Raw genomic sequence first — 16,544 nt, 5'->3', positions numbered from 1 at the left:
GCGACCGGGCCGCCCCCTTCGCTTCGTGCTCAGGCCTGAAGCCGCCACTTCTGGTTCGCGGCCCCCGTGCACGACCAGATCTGTGCCCGGGTCCCGTTCGCCGAGGAGTTGTCCGACGCGTCGAGGCACTTGTCCGCGGGGACGTTCACCAGATCCCCGCTGCCCGCTTCGTGGCGCCATTGCTGGGCGCCCGAGCCGTTGCACGTGTAGAGCTGCACCTTCGCGCCGTCCGCCGTCGAGCCCGATGTCACGTCCAGGCACTTGCCGAGCGCCTGCACGGAACCGTCGGAGCGGATCGTCCAGCGCTGCGCGGCGGAGCCGTTGCAGTCCCACAACTGGACGGGCGTGCCGTCGGCGGAGGAACCGCCCGCCACGTCGAGGCACTTGCCGCCGAGGCCCACCAGGGCGCCGGACTGGTCCGAGCCGCCCGACTGCGTCCCCGACCAGGTGAAGGTCGCGGACGTCTTGCCCGGCAGCGAGTACGTGTACCGCTGTCCGCCCCAGTTGACGGTCATCGTCTGAGCCGACGACGAGTCGTTGTAGGCGATGAGGGCCTTGGAGCCGTCGGGGTTGCGCCAGGCCACGTTGGGGACGGCCGAGCTGCCGGTCGACGCGATCCGGTGGGCGCCCGGCTTCACGAACTTCGTGAGGTGGCCCATCGTGTAGTACTCGATCGTGTAGTCCACCTGGCCGTGCCGTGAGTCGCCGTTGTGGACGGTGATCAGGCCGTCGCAGGTGCCGCAGCCGCCGTTGTGCGGGCCGCGGTTCTGGTCGACCGCGAGGGACCACTTGGTCACCGACTTCGCCCAGTTACGGGTGTAGTCGATGATGTTCATCATGTCCTCGCGCTGCTGGTTCGCGATCCAGGTGCCGCCGGAGTGCTCGGTCTGGAAGGCGTCCAGCTGCGGGTACTGGTTGTGGACGTCCGTCTGCTTCGAGACGTTGCCTCCGTAGCCGTGCCAGGCCACCCCGCCGAAGTTCGGGTGGCTGCGCACCGCCGCGTCGTTCACGGTCTGCGCCGCGTACGCGTCGTAGGTGTCCCAGTTCCAGTCGTGCGCCAGCACCTTCGTGGGCAGGCCCGCGTCCGCGAGCCCCGGCAGCAGCTCGCTCTTGGTGAAGTACGCGAGCCCCGAGGCGTTCCAGCTCATCGAGGGGTATCCGCCGCAGCACGTCGGCTCGTTCTGTGCGGTGACGTAGTCGACCGGGACGCCCTGGTCCCGCCAGGCCTGAAGGTACTTCACGAAGTAATCGGCGTACGTGCCGTAGTTCTCGGCCTTCAGCCAGCCGCCGCTCAGCTGCCCGCTGTCCTTCATCCACGCCGGGGCGGTCCACGGCGAAGCCACCAGGGTCAGCGAGGGGTTGAGCTGCTCGGCCTGCTTCGTCAGGGGGAGCACGTCCTGGAGATCGTGCGCGATCGAGAACCTCGACAGGGACGGGTCGGTCTGCCCGGCCGGCAGGTCGTTGTACGTGTATCCGAAGCGCGCCAGGTCGGAGCCGCCCATGGGGTTGCGGATGAACGACAGTCCGATGCCGTCGGTGGGCGAGAACAGTTTGCGCATCGTGGCGTCACGTGTCGCCTGCGACAGAGCGCCGGAGCCCTTCATCAGCCAGGCCGCGGTGTCGGTGAAGGACGCGCCGCCGCCGGTGAACGTCTGGTAGCGGGTGTTCTCGTCGACGGTGATGTTGGTGCCTCCACCGCCGGTGCCCGACTGGAAGTGGATCGGTGCCTGCTGCTGAAGTCCGCGGGTGACATGGCGGCCGCCGCTGTCGTCCGTCGTGGTGAGCCAGACGTTCACCTGTTCACCCGCCGCCTGGGCGCTGCCGGCCGTGAGGCCGGTGAGGCCCGCCGTGGCGAGCGCGCCGGCCAGCAGGATGCGGACGGTTCTCATCGGTCGTCGGGCCGGTCGTCGTGATCGTCTTGCCAGCAGTCTCGCCATGAGCATGACCTCTCGGCTCGGTGTGGGGGACGGGGCGTGAGTGAACTCCCGCACGGGGCACCCGTCAAGACTTCGCGCATTCAGATCCTGAACGCATAACTCCCCACGCCTGCCCCGCACTTGGGTTTCAGCGGATTTCGGTGTGAAGTATTGACGGCATGACCGCCTGGCGGTTGACTCTGCGCACCACGCCGGAACCGGTTCCGGCAGCGGTTCCGGTACCGGTACCGGTACCAGAGGCTCGACGCGGAGGCCCTTCGATGCGTGTCACCATCGCCGACGTCGCACGTGAGGCGGGTGTCAGCAAGACCACCGTCTCCCGGGTGCTGAACACCAAGGCCGATGTCGACGCCGCCACGGCCGCCCGTGTTCGTGAAGTGATCGGTGCGCTCGGCTACGTCCCCAGCTCGGGCGCCGTCGGTCTGGCCCGCGGCCGCAGCCGTACCGTCGCCATGCTGACGCCGCCGCTCACCTGGCCCTGGATGGGCGAGGTGCTCCAGGGCGTCGTGGACACCGTCGAGGCGGCCGGCTACGGCCTGCTGCTGTTCACCTGCAACCGGGGCGCGGAGTCCGTCGACCACTTCACCAGCCAGGTGTCGGCCAGGGCGTTCGACGGACTGCTCGTCATCGAACCGGAGAACACCCTCGACACCATCACCGCGATGCACCGCCGCGGACTCCCCGTCGTCCTCATCGACGACCGCGGGCACCACCCCGAGTTCCCGTCCGTGGCCACCACCAACCGGGAGGGCGGAGCCTCGGCCGCCCGGCATCTGCTCGCGGCCGGACGCACCCGGCCCCTCGTGGCCACCGGTCCGGCGGGCTTCGGCTGTGTACGCGACCGGACGGACGGCTTCCTGGAGATCCTGCCCCACGCTCTTGTCCTGGAGGGGGAGTTCACGGAGGCGTCCGGCCGGCAGGCCGTCGCGCGGGCGCTCGGCGACGGGACGCCCTTCGACTCGGTCTTCGCGCACAACGACCTCATCGCCGCGGGGGTGCTGCGCGCCCTGCGGGACGCCGGCCGCGGCGTGCCCGACGACATCGCCGTCGTCGGCTTCGACGACATCCCCATGGCCCGGCACACCGCGCCCCCGCTGACCACCGTGCGCCAGCCGATGCGGGAGATGGGCGAGACCGCGGCCCGGCTGCTGCTCGCGCGGCTCGGCGGCGAGGCGATCCCGGACGAGCCGGTCGTGTTGCCCACCGAGCTCGTCGTCCGGGGCTCCGCGCCCGACGGCTGACCCCGCTCCTCCGCCGGTCCGCGCCCGCGGGCGGCGCCGTATGCCCCGCCACAGGCCCCCTTCGACCCGGTCTGCCATGCCGGACGGTGCACCACCGGGGCCCCGCCGTCCGCACACCGACCGCCTCTTGCCACATCCTGCCGAATCCGCGCCACACCCATGTCGCACCGAAGGAGCCGCAATGCCAGGATCACGCCGGCCACGACCACGCCCCGGACCCCGTCGGGCCGGTACGGCCCTTCTCGCAGCCACCGCCGTGCTCGGGTCGCTGATCGCCGGAGCTCTGCCGAGCGCCGCCGCCGACGAGCCCGCGCCTGTCCCCGTCGACCGCTTCGAGGGCGAGGTGCCGTTCGCCGCCCCGCCCGCGGAGGGCATCTTCACCTGGGGCAGCGACGCCGACGACCGGCCCAGGCTGGAGTTCGAGGAGCGGGCCGACGCACCCGAGGGCAGCAAGGTCCTCGAAGGCTCCTACGACATCAGCGGCTGGGGCGGTCTCAGCCACGAGTACGCCGTCGACCAGGCGCCCCGCGACTGGACGGCGTCCAAGGGCATCCGCTTCTGGTGGTACGGGCAGAACACGGCGCCCCTGCCGCCCGGTTCGGGCAAGCGCATCAACTTCGAGATCAAGGACGGCGGCGCGAACGGCGGCGCGTCCGAACTGTGGACCACCTCGTTCACCGACGACTGGGAGGGCTGGCACCTCGTCGAGATCCCGTTCGCCGACTTCGTCTACCGCGCCGACTACCAGCCCGTCGGCGGCATCGACCAGGTCCTCGGCCTGAACGAGATGTGGGGCTGGGCGCTCACCCTCCCCACCGGCGCCCCCGGCTCCTTCGCCGTCGACGGCATGGAGCTGTACGGGAAGGCCGACCCGGCCCTCAAGGCCAAGGTCGTCACCGACGCCGCCGTGTACCCGGTCGACGAGGGCGGCACCGCCCAGGTGAAGATCTCCGTCGCCACCACCGGCTCCGTCCCGACCGACGAGCCGGTCACCGTCGAGTACACGGCAGGCGGCGGCAGCGCGGAGGCCGGGGCGGACTACGAACCGGTCACCGGTTCCGTCACCTTCCCGGCGGGCACGGCTTCCGGGGAGTCCCGTACGGTCGCCGTGCGAACGAGCAAGGACCGGACGGCCGAGTCCGCGGAGACCGTGCCGCTGCGGCTGACCGTCACCGGCGCGAAGGCACCCGCCGAGACGCCCCAAGTCGTCGTGAACGCCCACGGTCTGCCGTACCAGAACGCCGAGCTGCCTGTGAGGAAGCGTGTCGCCGACCTGCTCTCGCGCATGTCCCTCGCCGAGAAGGCCGGCCAGATGACGCAGGCCGAGCGCAACGCCCTCAAGTCGCAGGGCGACATCGCCTCCTACGACCTCGGCTCGCTGCTCTCCGGCGGTGGTTCGGTGCCGACGCCGAACACGCCGGAGGCGTGGGCCAAGATGGTCGACACCTACCAGCTCCGGGCCCAGGCCACCCGGTACCAGATCCCGCTGATCTACGGCGTGGACGCCGTCCACGGGCACAACAACGTGATCGGCTCGACGATCATGCCGCACAACATCGGCATCGGAGCCGGCCGCGACCCCGAGATCGCCGAGCGGACCGGCGCGGTCACCGCCAAGGAGGTGCGCGCCACCGGCATCCCGTGGGACTTCGCGCCCTGCCTGTGCGTGACCCGCGACGAGCGCTGGGGGCGTTCCTACGAGGCGTTCGGTGAGGACCCGGCCCTTGTGACCGCCATGGAGACGGTGATCCAGGGCATGCAGGGCGCCCGTAACGGCAAGGACCTGGACCGCAGCGACAAGGTCCTCACCAGCGCCAAGCACTTCGTCGGCGACGGCGGCACCGAGTTCGGCTCGTCGTCCACCGGTTCCTACACGATCGACCAGGGCGTCACCAAGGTCACCCGTGAGGAACTGGAGGCGGTGCATCTCGCGCCGTTCGCGGAGGCCGTCAAGCGCGGCGCGGGCACGGTCATGCCCTCGTACTCGTCGCTGGACATCATCGGCGACGACGCCGGACCCGTGAAGATGCACGCCCACGCCGAGATGATCAACGGGGTCCTCAAGGACCGGATGGGCTTCGACGGGTTCGTCATCAGCGACTGGCAGGCCATCGACCAGATCCCCGGCGACTACCCGAGCGACGTGCGCACCTCCGTCAACGCCGGCCTCGACATGATCATGGTCCCGACCAACTACCAGGAGTTCACGCGCACCTTGAAGGACGAGGTGACGGCCGGGCGGATCAGCGAGGCCCGTGTCGACGACGCCGTCTCCCGGATCCTGACCCAGAAGTTCAAGCTCGGCCTCTTCGAGAAGCCGTACGCGGACACCGGGAACCTGGACGAGGTCGGCTCCGCGGAGCACCGCGCGGTGGCCCGGGAAGCCGTCGCCAAGTCGCAGGTGCTGCTGAAGAACGACGGCGCCGTGCTGCCGCTGAAGAAGTCGCAGAAGGTGTACGTCGCCGGCTCCAACGCCGACGACCTCGGCAACCAGGCCGGCGGCTGGACCATCAGCTGGCAGGGCTCCTCCGGCAAGATCACCACCGGCACCACCATCCTCGAAGGCATGAAGCGGGCCGCCCCCGACGCCACCATCGACTACTCCAAGGACGCCTCCGCAGCCACCGACGGCTACGACGTCGGCGTGGTCGTCGTCGGAGAGACCCCGTACGCGGAAGGCATCGGCGATGTCGGCAACGGCCACGACCTGGAGCTGACCGCCGCCGACAAGGCCGCCGTGGACAAGGTCTGCGCCGCGATGAAGTGCGCCGTCCTGGTCGTCTCCGGCCGGCCGCAGCTGATCGGCGACCGGCTGGACGGCATCGACGCGCTCGTCGCGTCCTGGCTGCCCGGCACCGAGGGCGACGGCGTCGCGGACGTCCTGTACGGGACCCGTCCGTTCACCGGGCAGCTCCCGGTCACCTGGCCGAAGTCCGAGGCGCAGCTGCCGATCAACGTCGGCGACGCCGCGTACGACCCGCAGTTCCCCTACGGCTGGGGCCTGACCACACGCAGGACACCGGGCGGCGGTGAGCTGACGCTCAAGGCCGTCTCCGTGGCCGCGAAGGTCCTCCAGGCGACCGGCCGGGGCAGGTCGGAGCAGGCCAGGGAACTGGTCGGCACGGCACGTCTGATCGTCCAGCAGAAGATGAGCGGGAAGATCACCGAGGCTTCGGCGAAGCCGTTCGCGGAGGCGGACCACCTGCTGCTCACCGGCGATCCTGCGGGTGCGGTCGCCAAGCTGACCGCCGCCTACCGGGCCGGCTGATCACACGCTCGACGGCGGCACCCGGCAGGGCGGGTGCCGCCGTCGATCATCCGCCGAGGGTCCGGCGAGCATTTCGCTCCGGGCTGTTTCGCCCGCACCTCAGACGTATGTCTTATTTATCCCTATTTCGGGTAGCGTCAAGGGTATGAGGACACGGCCGTTCACTCTTGTGTCGGCCCTCGCGGGGCTGACAATGATGCTGCTCATGATCCTGGCTCCTGCGTCCGGCGCCGCCGTCAGGGCTTCGGGGCTGTCCGACGCCGCCGCGGCCCTGAGAGAGGGTCCGGTGTACGTCCACCCGGCCATGACCGGCCAGGTCTCGCAGACCGAGGCCGCCTCGCTGGCCGACCGGATCGAGGAAGCCGACAAGCCGGTCTTCGTGGCCGTACTGCCCGCCACCGCCGAATTCCCGCCGGACGATCTGCTGCGCAATCTGCGCACCGAGACCGGTATCACCGGCCTGTACGCCGTCCGGCTCGGCGACGGCTTCGACGCCGGCGCCGACTCCGTCGTGATGCCGAACCGGGCCGTCGAGAATCTGACCGCCTCGGTGAAGAGCGGCGCGCCCGTCGACGCCGTGGTCCAGCTGGACAAGTTCGTCGACCAGGCCCTGCCTCAGGTCGACGGCACCGCTCCCGCATCCTGGGACCCCGGATCGGGTGAGGAGGACGGTGTCGGAGCCGGCGGTCTGATCGTCCTCGGCGCGGTCGCGGCCGCGGGCGGTGCCGGTGCCTACGCGATGGTCCGCAACAAGCGCCGCCGGAAGGCGGAGGAGGAGCGGGCCGCCCTCGAACGCCTCCGCGTCGTCGTCGACGAGGACATCACCGCGTTCGGCGAGGAACTCGACCGGCTGGACTTCCACCCCTCGGAGAAGGGCGCGGACGACGCCATGCGCGCCGACTACGAGCGGGCCCTCGACTCGTACGACACCGCGAAGTCCCGCATGGCCGCCGCGCAGCACCCGGGAGACGTCCGCGGGGTCACGGAGGCCCTGGACGACGGCCGGTTCGCGCTCGCCGTACTGGCCGCGCGCCGTGAGGGGCGGCCCCTTCCCGAACGCCGGGCACCCTGCTTCTTCGACCCGCGCCACGGTCTGTCGGTCAAGGACATTTCCTGGGCGCCGGCGGGCGGCGCCGCGCGTGACGTCCCGGTCTGCGCGGCCGACGCGGCCCGCGTCGAGGAAGGCCAGGACCCGCTGGCGCGCACCGTCGACACGGGCGCCGGGCGCCGCCCCTACTGGGAGGCCGGGCCCGCTTACGGTCCCTGGGCGGGCGGCTACTTCGGCGGCGGCATCCTGCCCGGCCTGCTGATGGGCACGATGCTCGGCCATATGCTCGCCACCCCCGCCTACGCGGCCGACTACGGCGGAGGCGAGTTCACCGGCGGCGAATACGGCGGCGGTGACTACTCCGGTGGCGACTTCGACTCGTCCGACTTCGGTGGCGGCGGCGACTTCGGTGGCGGCGGTGACTGGGGCGGCGGCGGCTTCGGCGGCGGGGACTTCGGCGGCGGAGGCTTCTAGATCCCGGCTCCCGTCCGGTGCGGAACGCCGCGCCGGACGGAGCAGGCGTGCCAGCGGCCCGGTGTACGGCAACCGTGGGGGCTCGATTCGAAACGGTTACCGACAGTAGGAAAGCGTTACACGCCGTGCTTGTCTCGGGTGCATGCGCAACCGAACCAGAATCAGAGCCCTCTCCGCCCTCGCCGTCACCGCTGTCCTCGCGGCAGCCGGTCCGCTGTCCGCGCACGCCCGCTCCGCACCCGCCCCCGAAATGGCGCCGCTGCACCGCTCGGCGAACGCCGTACCGGGGCGCTACATCGTGACCCTCGCCCGGACCGCGGACTCCAGCGTGATGATGGGGGAGGTCGGCGTCAAGGCGCTGTTCACCTACGGGACGGCGCTGCGCGGATTCACCGCCGACCTCACTGCCGATCAACTGAAGCAGGTCCGGCTGATGCCTGGCGTCGTGGCCGTCGAGGAGGACGCCACCGTCACCGCGAGCACTCCGCCCGCGTCCTCGTCGGCGCCCGCCGCGTCATGGGGTCTCGACCGCATCGACCAGCGTGCACTGCCTCTGGACGACGCGTTCACGGCGGCCGGCAGCGGCCAGGGCGTCAACGCGTACATCCTCGACACCGGCATCGACTACGGGCACGCCGAGTTCGGCGGCCGGGCAGTCTTCGGCTACGACGCCGTCGGTGACGGGCGGCGCGGGCAGGACTGCCAGGGCCACGGCACGCATGTCGCGGGCACCGTCGGCGGCTCGTCGTACGGCGTGGCGCGCAAGGCGTCGCTGGTGAGCGTCCGAGTGCTGGACTGCGAGGGTGGCGGCACGCTGTCGGGCGTCATCGCCGGCATGGACTGGGTCGCGGCGAACGCCGAGCAGCCGGCCGTGCTGAACGCCTCCCTCGGCGGCGGAAAATCCACTGCGGTCAACGACGCGGCGGACGCGCTCGCGGCCGGCGGGGTCCTGCCGGTCGTCGCTGCGGGCAACGAGACGGAGAACGCCTGCAACGTCTCTCCCGCTTCCGCGGAACGCGTGCTGGCGGTCGGGGCGACCAACGCCTCCGACCAGGAGGCCGACTTCTCCAACTTCGGGTCCTGCCTGTCGGTCTACGCCCCCGGCGCCTCGATCGTCTCGGCCAAGCTCGGTGGGGGCAGTGTCGACATGAACGGGACCTCCATGGCTTCCCCGCACGTCGCGGGCGTTGCCGCCCTCTACAAGTCGAAGTATCCGACCGCGACGGCGGCCGAGGTCGCCGACTGGATCGTCGAGAAGTCCAGCAAGGACGTGATCACCGGGATCAGCCCCGGCTCCCCGAACCGTCTGCTCCACACCGGCGGCCTCTGACATCACCCCGGCAGAGAGACTGCGGACGCGCGCCGGCGGGGCCGGGAGGTCCCGACCCCGCCGTGGCGGTGCGTGCGGTGCGATCAGGCGGCCGGAGCGGCGGCCTTGATCGCGGAGATGTCGAAGTTCAGCTTGACCTTGTCGCTGACCATCACGCCGCCGGTCTCCAGCGCCGCGTTCCAGGTCAGGCCCCAGTCGGAGCGCAGGATCTCGGTGCCGCCCTCGAAGCCGACCCGCTCGTTGCCGTAGACGTCGGTGGCGGAGCCCTGGAACTCGAGGTCGATGGCGATGGGGCGCGTCACGTCCTTGATCGTGAGGTCGCCGCTGATCCGGTACTTGTCGCCGCCGAGCTGCTCGGCGCCGGTCGAACGGAACGTCATCTTCGGGAACGTCTCGGCGTCGAAGAAGTCACCACTGCGCAGGTGGCCGTCGCGGTCGGCGATGCCCGTGTCGATGGAGGCGATGGCCACGTCGATGGCGGCGGTCGAGCGGGCGGGCTCGGTGCCGTCGAGGACCAGCTTGCCCTCGTGCTCGCCGAAGCTGCCGCGGACGTTGGTGACCATGGCGTGCCGGACGGTGAAGCCGATGCTGCTGTGCGCGGGGTCGATGGTGTACTCGCCGCTCAGTGCCGCCAGGGCGGGGTCCACCTGCGCGGTGGCGGTCGCGACGGCGGTGTCACTGTTCTTGCGGTTGAAGAGGCCCATGTCTGCTCCTTGGGGACGGGCGCCGGGGAGCTCCCTGCGCTGTTGTTTAAGCTTCAACGACTTCGACTGTAGACCTATTCCGTACAACTTTCAACATCTCTCGGGAAGGTTTCGCCGGATCCGCCCGAAGGTTCACCCGGAAGATGCCGACGCCCTCTGGCGGACGCGCGTAGAACTCGGGCACGATCTCCCTGCTCCACCTGCACTGCCGTCCCACCGGAAGCACGGTCCAGACACGGTCATCAGCAGGAGGGATCCCCCCGCCATGAAAATCCGCTCCGTCCTCAGCGCGCTCGCGCTCGTCACGGGCGCGCTCTTCGCGCCCGGCTTCGGCGTCCTCACCACCGCGACCGACGCGCACGCCGTCACCAAGATCAGCCATGCGACGGCGACCTCGATGTTCCGCTCGTCCGGGATCACCTGGTCCTCGTCCGGCGGCTGCTCCGACCGGAACAACCCGACCTGTACGTCCTTCGAGCAGCTCAACCTCGCCACCGCGAAGGGCGCCCAGACGCTCAAGAGCGCCAGCGGCTGTGCTCTCAACATCACGGGAGGCACCGAGACCGGCCACGCCGGCGGCACCTACTCGCACTGGAACGGCTACAAGCTGGACTACTCGAAGTACACCTGCGTCGGGAACTACATCAAGAACAACTTCGCGTACATCGGCGTTCGCGGCGACGGCGCGCCCCAGTGGCGGTCCGGTTCCGGGAACATCTACGCCGACGAGGGCAACCACTGGGACGTGACGTACTACAACTGCGGCGGCTGCTGATCCGGCCGGTCCACCGAAAAGCCGTGCGGGCGTCCGGCCCCCCGGACCGGACGCCCGCACGTGCTACCGGGTGATACGTGCGATCAGGACCCGACGCTCACCGTGAACCGCTTCGGATTTCCGTCGTGCGCCGCGCCGGAGACGTCCGGCTGTCCGTCCGGGCGGACGTCGTCGTAGGGGAAGGCGTAGCCGATGGGGGAGTTGGCGTGGACGATGCGCGACCAGTGGTTGGTGGTGGGGTCGCGGTAGTAGTCGGCCGAGGTCGCGCCGTTCGGCTGGTCGGGATGGGTCAGCAGGGTGCTGCGGTTGAACGCGGCGGAGATCCGGGCCAGCAGTGCCTTCTTGTCGTCGGGATCGGCGGGGTTGTTGGCGAACGGCCCGTGGTTGCAGGTGAAGACGTCCCGCGACGACGGCTTGGTGAAGGTGTGGCCGCCATCGAAGGCCAGCACGTCGCCGCTGACCCGCCCGGAGAGCGCGCCGCGGCCGCCCTGCAGGTCCACCCGCAGGTCCTCCGAGCGGTACTTCTCCCAGACCTTGTCGATGTACCCGTCGAAGACGTCCCGGAACGGCATCTCCGCCGGACGGTCGAAGTACGGGGCCATGATCGTCTGCGGTGAGATCACCCGCAGCACCGTGCCGGAGTCCGAGCGGATGACCAGCTTGTCCCAGGGCTGCCCGTCGCGGCCGGCCTGTGCGGCGAGGTCGTCCGCGATCTTCTCCAGGGCCCCTTGGGGCAGCGGTGCGACGGCGTGGGTCGCGTCGCCGGTCAGGGTGAGGCCGATCGGCAGCGCGGTGACCAGGTCGACATAGCTGATGTTCGCGTACAGCTGCTGCGAGTTGAAGGTGAACTCGCAGAACGACCAGGTGCGCCCGTAGTTGGGGTCGGCGGGCGTGGCGAAGGCCGGCTCGACCAGCGAGGGGCCGGGGTTGACGAAGAAGTCCAGCTTGTCGTCGCGGACGAAGTAGACGCGCGCCCCGAACATCCGGGGGAGGGTGAGGACGACCGGCCCCTCGCCCGCGCCCTTGAGGGGGATGGCGCAGTCGACGGGCAGCGGCGTCCCGGGCGCCGGCGGGTCGGCCGGCTTGTGGACGCTGCCGTCGGCGCGGAGCAGCACCCAGTCCCCGGAGCCGTCCTCGTGGCCGGTCACATAGGCGTTGACCGTGCCGGGCAGCGACTTGTTCTCGAGGGCCAGTTCGCAGGTGGCGGGCGCTGCTCCCGCACCGGGGCTGAGAGCGCTTCCCCAGGCGGGGTAGGTGAGTGCGGTCGCGGTCGCGGCGGCACCAGTGAGGAACATACGGCGGGATATCACGGGATGAACTCCTGCTGTTGTGGGGGGAGTCCCACTCTTGCGACGGGTGGGGCAGACGTCAATAGTTGTGACTGAGAGCGCTCTCAGAGTGTCGACGCGTTCACAAGTCGTCACCGCCCTGGGGGACTTGGACTAAAGAGCGGTGGTTGTTGGACTGCCGGGAGCCCCGGCCTCCGACTTCGTTGACGCCCGCAGAGCCGGGGACTACCCATGCCCCATGCCTCGTAGATTCCGTGCGGCCGGCGCGCTGGCCGCCGCCTCCTGTGCCGTGTTCGCCCTGGCCGGGCCCGCGTTCCCGGCGTCACCTGCCGACGGGCCCGGCGCCGTGACAGCCTCCGGCGCCGGGCCCGTCATCAGCTCCGGCGCGCTGTCCGTCACCGTCGCCGACGACTTCCCCCGCGTCCTGTCGTACACCGACCGCGCGTCCGGAGCCGTGCTGCTCGGCAGCACCGCTCCGGTCACCGAGGTCACCCTCAACGGCAAGCCGTACGCGGTCCGTCCCGCCGGCACACCCCGCGTCGAGCGGTCCGCCGCGCGCTATGCGCTCGTCTTCCCCGCACTGCCCGGCGTGGAGATTGACGCCGTCCTTCAGGTCTCCGGCCGGGCGGTGACCTTCAAGGTCACCGCCGTACGCGACACCGAGGCCTTCCGGGTGGGCACCATCGACATACCCGGCCACGACCTCGTGTCCGTCGGCAGTACGGAGCCCGGGGCGGCCACGGCGTTCACCCGCCTCGACCCCGACTCGACCCGGACCGCCGACGTCTTCGCGGACGTCACCGCCGGCACCCCCGCGGAGACGGCCCCCGTCGGCGCCTCCTACGCGATCGTCAACTCCGGAACCCTGGCGGCCGCCGTCGAATCCAACTCCTCCTACGACAGGCCCAGCGGGCCGACCGGCGGGGACGACGCCCGTTTCTGGCACCAGGCCCGCAAGGCGCCCGACGGTACCGTGCGCGTCGGCGTCTGGTCCGGTCAGTGGACCTACCGCGGGGCGGGCGCGCCGGAGCCCGAGAGCGGCGACAGCCTGCCCTGGGCGAAGGTCGTCGTCACCGCGGACGCCAACGGCGACCGGAAGGTCGACTGGCAGGACGGCGCGGTGGCCTTCCGCACCATCGGCATCACAGCGCCCGGCAGCGACGCCACGCCCGAGCGGGTCGTCACGCACATCCCGTTCAACTTCGCCAGCCAGGCCACCCACCCCTTCCTGCGCACCCTCGACGACGTCAAGCGCATCTCGCTCGCCACCGACGGCCTCGGCCAGCTGGCGGTGCTCAAGGGATACGGCTCAGAGGGCCACGACTCCGCCCACCCGGACTACGGCGGCAACTACAACAAGCGCGCCGGCGGCCTCACCGACCTCAACAAGCTGCTCGAGCACGGCGAGAAGTGGGGTGCGGACTTCGGCGTGCACGTCAACGCGACCGAGTCCTACCCGGAGGCGAACGCCTTCGACGAGAAGCTCGTCGACAGGACGAAGCCCGGCTGGAACTGGCTCAACCAGAGCTACTACATCGACCAGCGTCGCGACATCAACAGCGGTGACCTCGCCCGCCGTTTCCAGCAGCTGCGCGACGAGACGCACCGCAACCTGGACTTCCTCTACATCGACGTCTACTACACGCACGGCTGGATCGCCGACAAGACGATCCAGGCCGTGCAGCGCCAGGGGTGGACCGTCGGCACGGAATGGGCGGACAAGTTCGAGCGGGCCTCGCTCTGGTCGCACTGGGCCAACGACCTCGACTACGGCGGAGCCACCAACAAGGGCCTGAACTCCCAGATCATCCGCTTCATCCGCAACGGCGAGAAGGACGTCTGGAACAACCACCCGGTCCTCGGCCAGACCGCCCTCGAGGACTTCGAGGGCTGGACCGGCGAGACCGACTGGAACGCCTTCTACGACAACATCTGGCAGCGGGACCTGCCCGCCAAATACCTCCAGCACGAGCGGATCACCCGCTGGAACGGCAATGACATCCGCTTCACCGGCGGTCTGCGCGGCACCGTGGAGGACGGCCGCCGCACCTTCTACGACGAAGGCCGCAAGGTCCTCGACGGCGACCGCTATCTGCTCCCCTGGGCCGGCGGCGAGAAGTTGTACCACTACAACAAGAGCGGCGGCACCAGCAGTTGGGCCGTGGACGGCAACGGCCCGTACACCGTCTACAAGCTCACCGACAACGGCCGGGTGAAGACCGGCACCGTACGTCCCGAAGGCGGCCGGATCAGCCTCACCGCCACCGCGGGACAGCCGTACGTGCTCCACCCCGACCGCGCCCCCGAACAGCGCGACGCCCGCTGGGGCGAGGGCGGCCCGGTCGCCGACCCCGGTTTCAACGACGCCTCGCTCGACGCGTGGACCAAGGACGGCGGCGTCACCCGTCACACCGACGGCCACGGCCGCAACAGCGCCGCACTCGAAGGACCCGGCGCCGCGTCCCTGTCCCAGCGGATCACCGGGCTGAAGGCGGGCGAGCGGTACACCGCGTCCGCGTGGGTCGAGGTCGAGCCCGGCAGCTCCCGCCGTACGACACTGTCCGCCGGCGGCAGCTCCGTCACGGTCGAACGCTCCACGGCCAAGGACCAGGTCGCCGCGTCCGACTGGCACGGCACCCACTTCCAGCGCGCCAAGGTCAACTTCACCGCACCCGACGAGGCGGTGACCCTGAAGATCGAGGCCGCGGCAGGCAGCGCGGCGCGGGTCCGGACCGACGACGTACGGATCGTCGCCAACGCGCCCACGACCAAGCAGGGCGCGCTCGTGTACGAGGACTTCGAGGCCGTCGACCAGGGCTGGGGGCCGTTCCTCAAGGGCGACGCGGGCGGCGCGACCGACCCGCGCACCCATGTGAGCCAGTTGCACGCGCCGTACACCCAGGCCGGCTGGAACGGAAAACTGATCGACGACGTGCTCGGCGGCAAGGAGTCCCTCAAGGCCCACGACGAGAACACGGGACTCGTGTACCGCACCGCCTCCTGGACCGTACCCATGAAGGACGGCCACAGCTACCGGGTCGAGTACGACTACCAGTCCAGTCACGCCGGTGCCTACGAGTGGGTGACCGGCTACGACCGGGCCGCCGGCGGCTCCGTCGAGCGACGCCGTACGCCCGTCGGGCAGCAGCGGACCACCGGCCACTTCTCCGAGACGGTGACCGCGGGCTGCGGCGACACCTGGACCGGGCTGCGCAAGCGCGCGGACGCGCCGGACGGCGCCGACTTCGTCATGGACGCCTTCACGGTCACCGACCTCGGCCCGGCTGCGCGGCCCACCGCGTGCGGCACCCTCGGCGTGACCGCCGGGGAGGCCCTCGAACCGGGCGACAAGAACGAGGTCAAGGCCGTCTTCACCAACGACGAGCAGACCGCGGCCGCGGATGTGCGGCTGGCGCTCCGGCTGCCCGAGGGCTGGACGGCGGAGCCCGCGGGGCCGGTGTCGTTCGAGACGGTGGCGCCCGGTGCGAAGGTCACCGGCAGCTGGCAGGTGACGCCGCCGGCCGACGCGGAGTACCGCGCGTACTCCCTCGGCTCGACCGCGACGTACACCGTGGGCGGCTCGGCCCGCGAGCTCACCGCGGCCGCCTCCGTGCGGACCCTTCCGCCACCGCCCACCGCCGACGCATGGGCGAGCGACCTGGACTGGACGTCCGCCGCCAACGGCTGGGGCCCGGTCGAGCGGGACCTGTCCAACGGCGAGACCGGTACCGGTGACGGCGGCCCGCTGCGAATCGGGGGAGTGGTGTTCGAGAAGGGGCTCGGGAGCCACGCGCCCTCGAGGATCCGCTACTACCTCGGCGGGAAGTGCACCACCTTCACCGCCCAGGTGGGCGTGGACGACGTCCAGACGTCACGGGGGACCGTACGGTTCAGCGTGGTCGCGGACGGCACGGAGAAGACCGCCTCCCCGGTGCTGAAGGCCGCCGACCCGGCCTGGTCCCTGACCGCGGACATCACCGGCGCCGACTACGTCGAGCTGGTCGCCGGCGACGGCGGGGACGGCAACGGCAACGACCATGCCGACTGGGGTGCGGCCCGCTTCCACTGCGGGAGCTGAGCACCCTCCGGCGGGCGGCCCGGTACGCTGGGCCGCCCCCCGGATAACCCGAGCGGCGTACTCCGCGCGTCCTGGCTGTGAGGCGACTCTCAGCCCACATGCTTGTCGGACCTCCACAAAGCCGCACCGTCCTGAGCTGGTGGTTGGCGCTCGGTGCGGAATGGTTCTGTTCAAGCCCGACAGGAGAACGGGCGCGAGACTGTGCAGAGTCGACGGCAGGGTTTCCTTGTTCGGATCCGTAGGGTCGATGCATGACCGTTTTGGACGAGACCACCAGCGAGCCGAGCGACGCACGTGGCCGGGTTGCCGAGCTGCACGAGATCCGTGAGCAGGCGCTTGGGGGGCCGAGTGAGAAGGCGACCGAGGCGCAGCATGCGAAGGGCAAGCTGACGGCCCGTGA

The 16,544-nt window shown here is 70.6% G+C and carries 9 protein-coding genes; 6 read left to right on the top strand and 3 right to left on the bottom strand.

Going from position 1 to position 16,544, the window contains the following annotated elements:
* Nucleotides 1-29 precede the first annotated feature (29 nt).
* A complete protein-coding gene (locus tag ACTMTU_RS26745; RefSeq protein WP_441266010.1) occupies nt 30-1,889 on the bottom strand; it encodes a ricin-type beta-trefoil lectin domain protein in 1,860 nt (619 codons plus the stop codon).
* Nucleotides 1,890-2,197: 308 nt separating this feature from the next.
* Here ACTMTU_RS26745 and ACTMTU_RS26740 point away from each other — a divergent pair, with 308 nt between their 5' ends.
* The 4 genes from ACTMTU_RS26740 (at nt 2,198) to ACTMTU_RS26725 (ending at nt 9,298) form a co-directional block, all read left to right on the top strand.
* Nucleotides 2,198-3,178, top strand: coding sequence for a LacI family DNA-binding transcriptional regulator (locus ACTMTU_RS26740; protein WP_441266009.1), 981 nt, complete (start codon nt 2,198-2,200; stop codon nt 3,176-3,178).
* Nucleotides 3,179-3,359: 181 nt separating this feature from the next.
* Nucleotides 3,360-6,446, top strand: a complete 3,087-nt coding sequence (locus tag ACTMTU_RS26735) for a glycoside hydrolase family 3 N-terminal domain-containing protein (RefSeq protein WP_441266008.1) — start codon at nt 3,360-3,362, stop codon at nt 6,444-6,446.
* Between the two features lie 145 nt (nt 6,447-6,591).
* Nucleotides 6,592-7,968, top strand: coding sequence for a hypothetical protein (locus ACTMTU_RS26730; protein ID WP_441266007.1), 1,377 nt, complete (start codon nt 6,592-6,594; stop codon nt 7,966-7,968).
* Between the two features lie 142 nt (nt 7,969-8,110).
* Complete coding sequence (locus ACTMTU_RS26725) at nt 8,111-9,298, top strand: S8 family peptidase (protein ID WP_441266006.1); 1,188 nt, start codon at nt 8,111-8,113, stop codon at nt 9,296-9,298.
* Nucleotides 9,299-9,381: 83 nt separating this feature from the next.
* On the opposite strand, the gene ACTMTU_RS26720 is transcribed toward ACTMTU_RS26725, so the two are convergent.
* A complete protein-coding gene (locus ACTMTU_RS26720; RefSeq protein WP_441266005.1) occupies nt 9,382-10,002 on the bottom strand; it encodes a YceI family protein in 621 nt (206 codons plus the stop codon).
* Nucleotides 10,003-10,267: 265 nt separating this feature from the next.
* Between ACTMTU_RS26720 and ACTMTU_RS26715 the strand changes: the two genes are divergently transcribed.
* Nucleotides 10,268-10,777, top strand: a complete 510-nt coding sequence (locus ACTMTU_RS26715) for a hypothetical protein (protein ID WP_441266004.1) — start codon at nt 10,268-10,270, stop codon at nt 10,775-10,777.
* Between the two features lie 83 nt (nt 10,778-10,860).
* Here the strand turns inward: ACTMTU_RS26715 and ACTMTU_RS26710 are convergent, their stop codons facing one another.
* The gene (locus ACTMTU_RS26710) at nt 10,861-12,072 is read right to left on the bottom strand and encodes a glycoside hydrolase family 64 protein (protein WP_441266149.1); all 1,212 of its coding nucleotides are present in this window, start codon (nt 12,070-12,072) and stop codon (nt 10,861-10,863) included.
* Between the two features lie 232 nt (nt 12,073-12,304).
* On the opposite strand from ACTMTU_RS26710, the gene ACTMTU_RS26705 reads away from it, so the two are divergent.
* Nucleotides 12,305-16,144, top strand: a complete 3,840-nt coding sequence (locus tag ACTMTU_RS26705) for an endo-alpha-N-acetylgalactosaminidase family protein (RefSeq protein WP_441266003.1) — start codon at nt 12,305-12,307, stop codon at nt 16,142-16,144.
* Nucleotides 16,145-16,544 lie beyond the last annotated feature (400 nt).

The sequence above is a fragment of the Streptomyces sp. OZ13 genome (genome assembly GCF_052068155.1).
Classification (GTDB): domain Bacteria; phylum Actinomycetota; class Actinomycetes; order Streptomycetales; family Streptomycetaceae; genus Streptomyces.
This window is presented reverse-complemented; position numbering and strand designations above follow the sequence as displayed.